This window comes from Aeromicrobium terrae, from assembly GCF_008039565.1.
GTDB classification, from domain to species: domain Bacteria; phylum Actinomycetota; class Actinomycetes; order Propionibacteriales; family Nocardioidaceae; genus Aeromicrobium; species Aeromicrobium terrae.
Map to the genome: position 1 here is coordinate 59,416 of NZ_VDUX01000002.1, position 12,438 is coordinate 71,853.

Sequence of the window (12,438 nt, forward strand, 5' to 3'; positions counted from 1 at the left end):
GGACGTCGGTAGGGTGTCGGGGTGTCCGAGGTCCCTGAGCGCGTCGCGATCGCGATCGTCACGTTCAACCGCTCGACGTACCTCCAGGAGCTCCTGACCAGCGCCGCAGCGATGACCACGCCGGCCTGGAAGATCGTCGTCGTCGACAACGCGAGCACCGACGACACGCAGGAGGTGCTCGCCGCCGCGCAGGCCGACTTCCCCGAGGGCGTGCTCGTCAACCACCGCCTCGACACGAACACCGGCGGCTCGGGCGGGTTCAGCGAGGGCACCAAGGTCGCCCTGGAGCTCGGCGCCGACTGGGTCTGGCTGATGGACGACGACGTCGAGATCATCCCCGACGCGCTCGACCGGTTCGCTCCGTGGATGAAGCGGTTCCAGGTCATCCACGGCCGCCGCTACGACTTCGACGGCTCCCCGTTCTACTGGCAGGCCAAGTTCAACCAGTTCCTGGGCGTCCCGCTGCCGTACAGCGTCAAGACGTTCGACCAGGACGGCTACGCAGTCACCAACTCCGGCACGTTCGAGGGCATGCTCATCCACGCCGACATCGTGCGGATGATCGGCCTGCCCGACCCGCGGTTCTTCATCTCCTGGGACGACGCCGCGTACGCCTGGCTCGCCGCCCAGCACACGCAGGTCGTCTACGTCGACACGTTCGTCCTCAAGCGCAAGCGCGAGCAGCAACAGGTCAACCTCGGCATCCGGCACCTCAACGACGGCAGTCCGCTGTTCCGGTTCCACGTCATCCGCAACCGCGCGTACGTCGGCAAGTACTTCGCCGAGTACGGCAAGCTCAACCGGTTCGGCTTCGGCCTCGGCACCGCGCTGACGCTCGCCAAGGAGGTGTTCCGGCTGATCGTCGTGCAGCACACGCTCAAGGGGCTCGGCGACCTCCGGCGCGGCTTCAAGGCCAACCGCGAGATCTGGCGCGACGACTCCTGGAAGCCGATGGACCCGGCCGACGTCCCGAAGGCCATCGGCGGGGGTGCCGGGCCGCGGGCGGCGGACGGGACAGTCTCATGACCGACCTCCTCGTCGTCGGCTCCGGCTTCTTCGGGCTCACCGTCGCCGACCGCTGCGCCCGCGAGCTCGGCCTGCAGGTGCAGGTCATCGACCGTCGCCCGCACATCGGCGGCAACGCGTACAGCGCGGCCGAGCCCACCACGGGCATCGAGGTGCACCAGTACGGCGCGCACCTGTTCCACACGTCCAACCAGCGAGTCTGGGAGTACGCGCGACGGTTCACGTCGTTCACGTCGTACCAGCACCGGGTCTTCACCACGTACCGCGGCGAGGTCTTCTCGATGCCGATCAACCTCGGCACGATCAACCAGTACAACCGCTCGGCCTTCACCCCCGACGAGGCGCGCGCGTGGGTGGCCGAGCAGGCCGCGAAGCTCACCGGCGAGCCGTCGAACCTCGAGGAGAAGGCGATCTCGCTGATCGGCGAGCCGCTCTACGAGGCGTTCATCAAGGGCTACACGGCCAAGCAGTGGCAGACGGACCCGCGCGAGCTCTCCGCGGACATCATCAGCCGCCTGCCGGTCCGGTACACGTACGACAACCGCTACTTCTCCGACACCTTCGAGGGTCTGCCCACCGACGGCTACACCGCGTGGCTGGAGCGCATGGCCGACCACCCGAACATCACCGTCACCCTCGACACCGACTTCTTCGACACCTCACAGCCGTTCAACAAGGCGAACGTCGTCGGCCAGGTGCCGGTGCTCTACACCGGCCCCGTCGACCGGTACTTCGACTTCGCCCACGGCGACCTCTCCTGGCGCACGCTCGACTTCGAGACCGAGGTGCTCCCCACCGGTGACTTCCAGGGCGCCCCGGTCATGAACTACGCCGACGAGGACGTGCCGTACACCCGCATCCACGAGTTCCGGCACTTCCACCCCGAGCGCGACTACCCCGACGACGCCACGGTCATCATGCGGGAGTTCAGCCGATTCGCCGACCACGCCGATGAGCCGTACTACCCGGTCAACACCGCGCAGGACCGCGAGCGGCTGCTCGCCTACCGCGAGCTGGCCAAGGGCGAGCGCGACGTCGTGTTCGGCGGCCGGCTCGGCACCTACCAGTACCTCGACATGCACATGGCGATCGGCTCCGCCCTCAGCACGTACGACAACAAGCTCGCGCCGTTCTTCTCGTCCGGTCAGGCCCTCGACGACCATGGGATCTGAGACGGGGGTGCCGGGCCGTGGGCGGCGAACCGCCCGCGCACGGGTCGGACTCGCCCAGCGCACGAGGCTGTGGGTGATCCGCCGGCTGCGCCGCTCGCGCTTCCTCCCCACCGGCATGCCGGACAAGCAGGCGGACGTCGATCGCCTCGCCGAGCGCCTCGACGCCGACGTCATCGTCTTCTTCCCCACCGGCCAGGACACGCTGTACCAGCTCCGTCCGTGGTTGCCGGCGTTCCGCGCCCTCCACACGTTCCACCCCACGACGCTGGTGTTCCGTGACTCCCGCACCGCCCGCGCCGTGGCGGCGGAGTCGGGCCTCGACTGCCTGACCCTCGCCTCCTACGGCCAGCTCGACGCGATCCTGGCCCGCAGCGACGTGCGGATCGCCCTGTACGTGAACCACGACCCGATCAACTTCGAGTGCCTGCGGTTCACCTCGCTCGCGCACGTCTACCTCGGCCACGGCGACAGCGACAAGGGCGTCTCGGTCTCCAACCAGGTCAAGGCGTACGACTACTGCTTCCTCGCCGGTCAGGCCGCTCTGGACCGCACCGCCACCCACGTCATGTGGTACGACGCGGCGGCCCGCAGCGTCCTCATCGGCCAGCCGCAGCTCGACGCCGCTCCCGACGTCACGCCCTCGCCCGACCCCGCCGGCCGCAAGACAGTGCTCTACGCCCCCACCTGGGAGGCGTCGCAACCGTCGGTCTCGTACGGATCCGTCGCCGCACTCGGTACGGACCTCGTGCGGGCGCTGAAGGGCACCTACCGCGTTGTCTACCGCCCGCACCCGCTCAACGGCGTGATCGACGCCGCGTACGGCGCGGCCGACGCCGCCGTCCGCGCGCTGGCCGACCGCGTCGACACCGACGTGCCGATCGAGCAGTCCTTCGCGGACGCCGACGTGCTCGTCACCGACGTGTCGGCCGTGCCGCTGAGCTGGCTGCCCAGCGGCAAGCCACTGCTCGTGACCGTCCCGCCGGCGACCGACCCGTCGAGCCGACTCCTCGAGGTCGTCCCACGACTGTCCGCGGGCGCCGACCACCTCGCGGTGGTCCGCGACCAGCTGGAGCACGACACCGGCCGTGAGGCGCGGGCCCAGCTGGTCGAGCACTACCTCACCGACACCACTCCCGGCGCCGCGACCGATCGCTTCGTCACGGCGTGCGCCGACCTCATGGAACGTCGCGACGCGGCCTGGGCCGAGCGACGCGCGGCCGGCGCCACCGGACCGTAGCCGTGGCTGCTACCCCTCCGCGGACCCGCGTGCCCGCCTGGTGGTGGGGCGTGCTCGTCGCGGTCCTGCTCATGGTCGCCGCGCGGCTGCCGTTCCTCGGCGACGCTCCGGGCCGTGACGAGGCCGGCTACCTGCTCGTCGGGCACGGCTGGGGCGACGGTCCGGCCGTGTACGGCCGTTACTGGGTCGACCGCCCTCCCCTCCTGGTCTGGATCCTGCAGCTCGCCGGCGACGTCGACACCCTGCGGCTGATCGGTCTCGTCGCCTCGGCCCTGACCGTCGTCGGCGTCGCGTGCGCCGCGCGCATCGCGGCCGGCCGCAGCACCGCGGTGTGGGCAGCGGCCGCCACGGCGACGTTCTTCGCCGCCCACTGGCTGGGCGTCGCGCGCGTGAACGGGGAGATGCTCGCCGCGCCGTTCGTCGCCTGGTCGATGGCAGCGGCGGCGTACGCGCTCCTGGGCGACCGGCGTCGTCGCCTTCCTGCTGCCGTGCTCGCCGGAGCCCTCGGCGCCGGCGCGATGCTGGTGAAGCAGACGATCGTCGACGGCCTCGTCTTCGCCCTGGCCCTCGCCGCGGTGCTGGCCTGGCAGGACCGTCGTTCGCGGCGCGACGTCGGACGCGTCGTGGCGGCCGGTGCCGCCGGCGCCGTCCTGACCGTCGCCGTCGCGCTGCTCGCGGCGGCCGCCCGCGGCACGACGCCGGTCGAGCTGTTCGACGCCCTCGTGCGGTTTCGCTTCGACGCCGGCGAGGTCATCCGCCGCTCGGCCAGCGGGGCCACGACGCAGCGCCTCTTCGCCCTGCTCGCCACCTGGGCGGGCAGCGGCCTGGCCGTCATCACCGTGCTGGCGGTGCGGCACGCCCACCGGTCCCGTGAGCCGGTCCTGCTGGCCGCGCTCGCGACCGTCATCGTCACGTCCGTCACGGCGCTGCTGGGAGGCAGCTACTGGGCGCACTACCTCCAGCAGCTCGTGCCGGCGATCGGTCTCGCCGCGGGCCTGCTGACGCTGCACCTCCGGCCGCGCGTGGCCACCCTGGCGGCGGCCGCCGTCCTCGCGGTGACCGTCGGCAACGTGGTCTGGGCGGTGGCGGCCCGCCCGAACCCCGACCAGAAGGCCGAGGTCGTGGGCGCCTGGCTACGCGATGCGTCGCAGCCGGGCGACACCGTGGTCGTGACGTTCGGCCAGGCCAACATCGTCCGCGAGTCCGGCCTCGACAGCCCGTACCCGTACCTCTGGAGCCTGCCCGTCCGCACCCTCGACCCGCGTCTGACCGAGCTCGCCCGGGTGCTCGACGGCCCGGACCGTCCCACCTTCCTGGTGGACTGGTCCCGGCTCGACTCCACCTGGGGAGTCGACCCCGCGACCGTGCAGCCGATCCTGGACGAGCACTATGAGCGAGTGGCTCGGGTGTGTGGACGCTTCATCTGGATGGATCGCGACGTGAAGAGGTCGCTCCCAGCGGAGGCGAGGTGCCCGTGACCACCGACGTCGAGGACCGCCTCCAGACGACGCCGTGGTCGTGGCGCGGCCCCGCGATCGCGCTGTACGGTCTCGCGTTCGCCACGCTCGTGGTCCTGGTCGGCGTGCCGACGGACCCGTACTCCCTGTTCGCGATCCTCTGGGTCGCCACCATCGCCTGGAACATCCGCGACCCCTGGCGTTCCCACCTGCTCTTCGTGCGCGACTGGGGCCCGGTGCTCGTGGGGCTCGTCATCTACCTCTACAGCCGCGGACTCTCCGACGAGATCATCTCGGCGCCCGTCCACGTCATGGCCCCCATCGACGTCGACCGGTTCTTCTTCGGCGAGCTGCCCACCGTCACGCTCCAGCACGCCTGGTGCGGCGATCCGTGCCTCTCGTCCTCCTCGCCGCACTGGTACGACGCGGTGTTCACCACCGTCTACTACACGCACTTCGTCACCGGGCTGACGGTCGCCGTCGTGCTGTGGCTCCGCGACCGCGCCGCCTGGGTGCCGTGGATGCGCCGGTACCTCGTCATCAACTACGCGGCGCTGGTCGTCTACATCGTCTACCCGATGGCGCCACCGTGGCTGGCCTCCAAGGACGGCTACATCGGCGAGCACGTCGCCCGCCTCACCGGTCGGGGCTGGGACGACCTGGGCCTCGGCGGGTTCCACACCGCGCTGGCACGCGTGGGCAATCCCGTGGCGGCGATGCCGTCGCTGCACGCCGGACTGGCCTTCCTCGTCGCGATCTACGGCGTCACGAGGCTCCGCTCCCGCTGGCGCTGGATCCTGCTGCTCTACCCGGTGCTGATGGGGCTTGCGCTCGTCTACAACGGCGAGCACTACGTGCTGGACATCGCCGCCGGCTGGGTGCTGGCCGGCCTGGTCATGCTCGGCTGCCGGTGGTGGGAGGAGTGGCGCGGCTCAGGAGCCGCCACCGACGGCGGCGGGACCGTCCTCGCGGCGGATGTCGATGATGTGCCCGGTCTGCGCGGACAGCAGCACGTCGAGTGAGCGACGCGCCACCTCGCGCGAGTCGAGCAGCGTGCCGGGCGGCTCGTCGCCGAACGCCTTGGTGCGCATCGGCGTGCCCGTGCGCTCGGGGTTGACGCAGTTGACGCGCACCTCCCCCGCCCACTCGTCCGCCAGTGCCTGGGTGAGGTTCACGACGGCCGCCTTCGCCGAGGAGTAGAGCGAGTAGCCCTTGCGCCCCCGGGTGTACGACGACGACGTGAACAGCAGCAGCGAGCCGCCGGACGCGGCCAGGTGCGGGTAGAACTCCTGGGCGATGAAGATCGGCCCGAGGTAGTTGATCTCCGTGGCGGAGAAGATCGTCTCCTCCGACGTCTCGCTCAGCTCGCCGATCGGCAGGACGCCGGCCGTGTTCACGACGAAGTCGATCCGATCGGACTTCTCGAGCACCGCGGCCGCAGCGGCAGCGACGTCCGCGCGCCGGTCGACGTGGGTGTTCGTGGACGAGCGGGAGAACGTGTGGACGGTGGCGCCCAGGTCCGCCGCCAGCTCGGCGATGTCGCCGCCGATGCCGTACGAGCCGCCGAAGACGACCATCGTCTTGCCGCTGAGGGCCTCGCGGTACTGGTCGTCGTCGAGGGCGTCCGGAGCGTCCGCGGAGGCCAGCTGGAAGAGCTTGTCGGCGATGTACACATCGATGGGCTCGGTGACCTTCATGTTCCGCTCGTGCCCGGCGACGACCGCGATCGGGACCTCCGGCAGGTACCGCAGCACGACGGTGCAGTCGTCCGTGGCGGTGAAGTCCGGGTCCTTCCACGCCAGCTCGTAGGCCTTGCGGATGACCGAGGCGCGGAAGGCTTGCGGCGTCTGGCCGCGGCGCAGCAGATGCCGCGGCAGCACGTCGGCAATCGTGTCAGTACCCATCTGCCGCCCAGGGCCCGGCACCCCTGCCGAGCCCTCCGCCACCTGAATGACGGTGTCGGCCGACGGGATGGCGGTGTCGACGGCCTCGTGCTCGGCGAGCGCCGCGATGCAGTCGTCGATGATCGTCTGCGAGACGAGCGGGCGGACAGCGTCGTGGAACAGCACGTTGCACTCGTCGGGGCCGAGCGCGTCGAGCGCCCGGCTGGTGGTCTCGTTGCGGGTCTCCCCGCCCTCGAGCAGCTGGGTGACCTTGTCGTAGCCGCCGTTCGCGACGATCGCGCGGACAGGATCGAGGTGTCCCGGCGCCATCAGCACGATGATCTCGTCGATGCTCGGCGACGCCTGGAACGCCGCGATGGTGTGCTCGATGATCGTCTTGCCGGCGATCTTGATGAGCTGCTTGGGGATCGACAGACCCACGCGGGTGCCGGTACCGCCCGCGAGCACGACGGCGACGTTGCGCAGTTCAGTCACCCGATGAGGCTATCGTCCCGCCGGCCGCAGGATCGCGTCGGTCTGCGTGGCCTTCCACTCGCGGAACGACTCCTCGGTGTTGCCCACACGCCAGTAGCCGGAGACCGAGACGTCCTCGCGCGCCGCGCGTTCCAGCACGTAGGGGCGCACGGTCTTGAGCAGTCCGGCCTCGCCGTGCACGAACGCCTGCACGCGTCCCTCGGGCCAGGGCCAGGCGCGCACGGCGTCGTCGAGCAGCGTGGTGGTGCCGGCCTCGGCGCGACCGCGGTGCAGCCAGTGGACGTCGACCTGTCCGTCCCACTGGAGCGGCACCTCGTCATCCGGGCCGCCGATCTCGATGAAGACGGTGGCGGACTGGTCGAGGGTGAGCGACTCCAGCGTCAGGCCGATCGCCGGGATGGCCGCCTCGTCGCCGACGAGCAGGTGGTGGTCGGCTGCGGGGTCCGGCCGGTACGCGCCGCTCGGGCCGCGCACGTGGATCACGTCGCCCGGTGCCGCCTCGCGCGCCCACGTGGCGGCGATGCCGTGACCGTGGGTGACGACGTCGATCCAGAGCTCGCGCCCCTCCGGGTCGAACCTCCGCACGGTGTACGTGCGCATGACCGGGTGCTCCTCGCGGCCGTAGCCGAACACGAGCTTGACGTACGTGTCGGTGAAGCCCAGGTGCCGCGTCGCGAGGTCGTCGAAGCTCCCGGCGTGGGGGCCGTCGCCAAGCACCAGGCGGACCATCGATCGGCTGATCCGACGGGTCTCGAGCACGGTCATCGGGACAGGGGTCGGCTTCGGCACGATGTGTAGCCTAACCGCGTGAACCCAGCCATCGACACCGCGCAGCTCGACCCCGAGATCCGCGTCCAGGACGACCTCTTCCGCCACGTGAACGGCCCGTGGCTGCGCACCGCGGAGATCCCCGCGGACCGCGCCACCGCCGGGGCGTTCGTCTCGCTGTTCGACGAGGCCGAGAAGAAGGTCCGCGAGATCGTCGAGGGCTGCCGCGACAACCCGGGCGACGACGAGGCTCGGAAGATCGGCGACCTCTACGCCAGCTTCATGGACGAGGACCGCGTCGAGGAGCTCGGCGCGACGCCGCTGGAGCCCGAGCTGGCCCAGGTCGACGCCATCGCCGACGTCGCCGGCTTCGTCCGGACGCTCGGCAGCCTGGAGCGCTCCGGCGTGGGGAGCGTCTTCGCGCTCTACATCGCGCCCGACCGCGGTCAGCCCGACCGCTACGTCACCCACCTCATGCAGGGCGGGATCGGCCTCCCCGACGAGTCGTACTACACCGGCGACGACTTCGAGCCCATCCGCTCGGCCTACGTCGACCACCTCGCCACCATGTTCGGCCTGGCCGGCCTCGACGAGCCCGAGGTCCGGGCGCAGCGCGTCATGGACCTGGAGACCAGGATCGCCTCGCACCACTGGGACCGGGTCGCCTGCCGCGACGCCGTGAAGACCTACAACCTCGTGGACCGCGAGGGTCTGGAGCAGCTCCTCCCGCCGTTCGACGTCTCCGCGTGGGCCGAGTCCGCCGGCGTGCCTGCTGCGGCGGTCGCCGAGGTCGTCGTGGCCCAGCCGTCCTTCCTCGAGGGCCTGGCCACGCTGCTCGTCGACGACGAGCTCCCCGCCTGGCTCGACTGGCTGCGCTGGCAGATCATCCACGCGGCTGCGCCGTACCTGTCGTCGGCGTTCGTCCAGGCCAACTTCGACTTCTACGGCAAGACGCTCAGCGGCACCGACGAGCTCCGCCCGCGCTGGAAGCGCGGCGTCGGGTTCGTCGAGGGCGCCATGGGCGAGGCGGTCGGCAAGATCTACGTCCGCTCGGAGTTCCCGCCGACCGCCAAGGAGCGCATGGGCGAGCTGATCGAGAACCTCGTCGCCGCGTACCGGCAGAGCATCTCCGAGCTGTCGTGGATGAGCGACACCACCAAGTCCGAGGCGCTGGCCAAGCTCGAGGCGTTCACCCCGAAGGTCGGGCACCCCGAGAAGTGGAAGGACTACTCGGCCCTCGAGACCGACCCGGGCGACCTGCTGGGCAACGCCCGCCGCTCGCTCGCCGTGGAGATGGACCGTGAGCTCGCCAAGATCGGCTCCCCCATCGACCGCGACGAGTGGTACATGACGCCACAGACGGTCAACGCCTACTACAACCCGACGATGAACGAGATCGTCTTCCCGGCCGCCATCCTGCAGCCGCCGTTCTTCCACGCCGACGCCGACGACGCCGTCAACTACGGCGCGATCGGTGCCGTGATCGGCCACGAGATCGGCCACGGCTTCGACGACCAGGGCTCGCAGTTCGACGGCTCCGGCGAGATGCGCAACTGGTGGACCGACGACGACCGCGCCGCCTTCGACGCCCTCACCGCGGCTCTGGTCTCGCAGTACGACGACCTCTCCCCCGAGGGCGCCGACGGCCAGACCGTCAACGGCTCCCTGACGATCGGCGAGAACATCGGCGACCTCGGCGGCCTCGGCATCGCCTACAAGGCGCTGCAGCTGGCACTCGCGGAGTCCGGCGAGCCGGAGCCCATCGACGGTCTGACCGCCGACCAGCGGTTCTTCTACTCCTGGGCCCAGGCCTGGCAGGGCAAGGTGCGCCCGGCCGAGACGGTCCGCCGCCTGACCATCGACCCGCATTCGCCGCCGGAGTTCCGCTGCAATCAGGTGGTGCGCAACCTCGACGCCTTCTACGCTGCGTTCGACGTCACGCCCGACGACGCCCTGTGGCTGGATCCGGAGGAACGCGTCGTCATCTGGTGAGCCCATCACGATGGTCGAGTGCGCCCGCGAGCGCCAGCGAGCTGGGCGTGTATCGAGACCACCAGCAGTGATCTCGATACGCCGCCTCGTTCCTCGGCGGCACTCGATCACCGGGAATGCACGCTACTCTCCGGTGTGACCTCCGACCTCCAGCGCCGCATCGTGCGCGTGCTGGTGATCGTCCAGGTGGTCGGCGGCATCGGCAACGGCGCCGGCCTGGCCGTCGGTGCGCTGCTGATCAAGGACGTCTCGGGGTCGTCCGGCTGGGCCGGGATGGCCACCGTGATGCTCACACTGGGCGCGGCCGCCGCCACCATCCCGCTGGCCGCCGTCGCGGTGCGCTCGGGCCGCCGCCCGGCTCTCACGCTCGGCTGGCTCCTCGGCTCCGCCGGTGCCCTCGTCACGGTCCTGGGCGCCGAGCTCGAGCAGCTGGCCGTGATCCTCGTCGGCCTGATCTTCTTCGGCGCCAGCACGGCCGCCAACCTGCAGTCGCGGTTCGCCGCGGTCGACCGCGCAGACCCCGCTCAGGTCGGACGGGCGCTGTCGCTCGTCGTGTGGTCCACCACCGTGGGCGCGGTGATCGGCCCCAACCTCACCGGTCCCGGCGCCTCCGTGGCCAACAGCGTGGGCGTGCCCGAGCTGGCCGGCCCGGTGCTCTTCTCCGCCGTCGGGTTCGCCCTGGCCGGCCTGCTGACGTTCCTGTGGCTGCGGCCCGACCCGCTCGTGCGATCCGAGGACGCGGCGACCGAGTCACGCGGCCTCCGCTCCGCGCTGCCGCACGTGCGTGGCACGACGCTCACGGCGGTGTGCGCGATCGCCTCCTCGCACGCCGTCATGGTCGCGGTGATGTCACTGACGCCGGTCCACATGGAGGACCACGGCGCCGCCCTCCGCATCATCGGGCTCACCATCAGCCTGCACATCGCCGGGATGTTCGCGCTGTCCCCGCTCATGGGCTGGCTCAGCGACGGCTGGGGCAGCGAGCGGACGATCCTGCTGGGTCAGTCGATCCTCGTCCTGGCTGTCGCGGTCGCCGGGACGTCCGGCTCGTCGGAGGTGCAGATCACCATCGGCCTGTTCCTGCTCGGCGTCGGCTGGTCCGCCTCCGTCATCGCCGGCGCGGCCATGCTCACTCGCTCGCTCGCCGTCGACGTCCGCCCGGCCGTCCAGGGCTTCAGCGACCTCGCGATGAACCTCGCCGGGGCTGCGGGCGGTCTGCTCGCCGGCCTCGTCGTCGCCTGGCAGGGCTTCGGCACGCTCAACGCGGCCGCGGGCGCCCTGACGGTGCCCGTGGTGCTGCTCGTGCTCGCCGGGCGCCGGGTGAGCGTCAGCGTCGCCGAATCGCGTCGACCACCCGGTCGATGACCGGCAGCACCGCGCTGAACCACCAGTCCTCGACGCGGTCCAGCAGGTCGTACCACCGCTCGAAGATCCAGTCGATCACCGGTGCGGCGCGATCGCCGATGCGCAGGCCCAGGCTCTCCCAGTCCTCGTCGCGGCCGAACAGCGCCGTGACCGCGATGACGGCCAGTGACGTCCACGGCGTGGCCAGCACGACGGCGAACAGCACGTTGAGCGCGATCGCCACGATCACCACGATCCGTCGCGTGACCGGGTGCAGCAGCAGCGGGACGAAGAACAGCTGGGTGAACAGCACGGCGTAGGTCACGACCGCGAGCGGCGCGCGTCCGTCGCTCAGCAGGTCCGACAGCCACGGGAACGGACGGAACTCCGGCAGCTGCAGCGTCGTGTAGAGCGCCGTGCCGTCCTGCCACGCCCCGGACGCCACCTTGTCGAGCCCGGCCGCGAGGTACACCAGCGCGACCTGCAGGGTGAGCCCGAGGAACGCGACGTTGTGCAGGCCCGTGCGCAGCCAGGGCGGCAGGACCCGCACTTCGTCCCGCCGTCGCGCCTCGTGCCGCACGTGAGCGCGCTGGTCGAGCGACCAGCGGTCACCCGAGGCCATCAGGACGAGCCACAGCAGTCCGAGCCGGATCAGGGAGTCGCCCGCGGACGAGACGACCGGGTTCTGTCCGACGACGCCGATGAAGCCGAGCAGCGTGAGGATCGACACCGTCCGGGTGTGCCACCCGACGACCAGCGCGGCCGACGACAGCGCCAGAGCGATGTACAGGAGCGTCAGGAGGTCGCCGCTCATCCCGTCGAGGGCATCGACCTCCGGGAAGCTGTTGGCGGCCCGGGAGGCCTCGGCCCACACCGATCCGTCGCCGACCCACATCTGGCGCGTGGAGTAGTTCGTGGCGAGCAGCCCCAGGACGGCCAGTCCGAGGAGGATCCGGCACACGGCCACGGCATGCATGGCGAACGGGTGGTCGGTCAGCCGTGCACCGAGGACGTCGACCCGTTCACGGAGCCGCCCGGCCGACTTCTCCAGGAAGGTCGCCATC

At 70.9% G+C, this 12,438-nt stretch carries 10 protein-coding genes; 7 read left to right on the forward strand and 3 right to left on the reverse strand.

Features of this window, described 5'->3' with window-relative positions; all coding sequences use genetic code 11:
- The first annotated feature begins 21 nt into the window (after positions 1-21).
- The 5 genes from FHP06_RS03820 to FHP06_RS03840 are packed head-to-tail and all read left to right on the forward strand — an operon-like array spanning position 22 to position 5,914.
- Entirely contained in the window at positions 22-1,026 is a 1,005-nt protein-coding gene (locus tag FHP06_RS03820; protein ID WP_147684002.1) for a glycosyltransferase, read from the forward strand.
- Positions 1,023-2,198, forward strand: coding sequence for a UDP-galactopyranose mutase (gene glf, locus FHP06_RS03825; protein ID WP_147684004.1), 1,176 nt, complete (start codon positions 1,023-1,025; stop codon positions 2,196-2,198). Before FHP06_RS03820 ends, glf begins: the two co-directional genes overlap by 4 nt.
- Positions 2,188-3,435 (forward strand): CDP-glycerol glycerophosphotransferase family protein, encoded by a 1,248-nt coding sequence (locus tag FHP06_RS03830; RefSeq protein WP_147684006.1) that lies wholly within the window; start codon positions 2,188-2,190, stop codon positions 3,433-3,435. Before glf ends, FHP06_RS03830 begins: the two co-directional genes overlap by 11 nt.
- A gap of 2 nt (positions 3,436-3,437) precedes the next feature.
- Positions 3,438-4,913 (forward strand): glycosyltransferase family 39 protein, encoded by a 1,476-nt coding sequence (locus tag FHP06_RS03835; protein ID WP_147684008.1) that lies wholly within the window; start codon positions 3,438-3,440, stop codon positions 4,911-4,913.
- Positions 4,910-5,914 (forward strand): phosphatase PAP2 family protein, encoded by a 1,005-nt coding sequence (locus FHP06_RS03840; RefSeq protein ID WP_147684010.1) that lies wholly within the window; start codon positions 4,910-4,912, stop codon positions 5,912-5,914. The genes FHP06_RS03835 and FHP06_RS03840 overlap by 4 nt, the downstream gene beginning before the upstream one ends.
- On the opposite strand, the gene FHP06_RS03845 is transcribed toward FHP06_RS03840, so the two are convergent.
- Together FHP06_RS03845 and FHP06_RS03850 are read right to left on the reverse strand one after the other, a co-directional pair.
- Positions 5,825-7,270, reverse strand: a complete 1,446-nt coding sequence (locus tag FHP06_RS03845; RefSeq protein WP_147684012.1) for a bifunctional cytidylyltransferase/SDR family oxidoreductase — start codon at positions 7,268-7,270, stop codon at positions 5,825-5,827. The genes FHP06_RS03840 and FHP06_RS03845 overlap by 90 nt on opposite strands.
- Positions 7,271-7,279: 9 nt before the next feature.
- Positions 7,280-8,059 (reverse strand): siderophore-interacting protein, encoded by a 780-nt coding sequence (locus tag FHP06_RS03850; protein WP_222706352.1) that lies wholly within the window; start codon positions 8,057-8,059, stop codon positions 7,280-7,282.
- 18 nt (positions 8,060-8,077) lie between these two features.
- Between FHP06_RS03850 and FHP06_RS03855 the strand changes: the two genes are divergently transcribed.
- Positions 8,078-10,030, forward strand: coding sequence for a M13 family metallopeptidase (locus FHP06_RS03855; RefSeq protein ID WP_147684014.1), 1,953 nt, complete (start codon positions 8,078-8,080; stop codon positions 10,028-10,030).
- A gap of 135 nt (positions 10,031-10,165) precedes the next feature.
- Positions 10,166-11,395, forward strand: a complete 1,230-nt coding sequence (locus FHP06_RS03860; protein ID WP_147684016.1) for an MFS transporter — start codon at positions 10,166-10,168, stop codon at positions 11,393-11,395.
- On the opposite strand, the gene FHP06_RS03865 is transcribed toward FHP06_RS03860, so the two are convergent.
- On the reverse strand, positions 11,358-12,437 hold the full coding sequence (locus tag FHP06_RS03865; RefSeq protein ID WP_147684018.1) for an HTTM domain-containing protein: 1,080 nt from the start codon (positions 12,435-12,437) through the stop codon (positions 11,358-11,360). The two genes, FHP06_RS03860 and FHP06_RS03865, sit on opposite strands and share 38 nt — an antisense overlap.
- Position 12,438 lies beyond the last annotated feature (1 nt).

Bases quoted from the DNA above. Each gene is read 5' to 3' on its own strand.
- glf (WP_147684004.1), top strand. From the start codon at position 1,023: ATGACCGACCTCCTCGTCGTCGGCTCCGGCTTCTTCGGGCTCACCGTC.
- FHP06_RS03830 (WP_147684006.1), top strand. From the start codon at position 2,188: ATGGGATCTGAGACGGGGGTGCCGGGCCGTGGGCGGCGAACCGCCCGC.
- FHP06_RS03865 (WP_147684018.1), bottom strand. From the start codon at position 12,437: ATGGCGACCTTCCTGGAGAAGTCGGCCGGGCGGCTCCGTGAACGGGTC.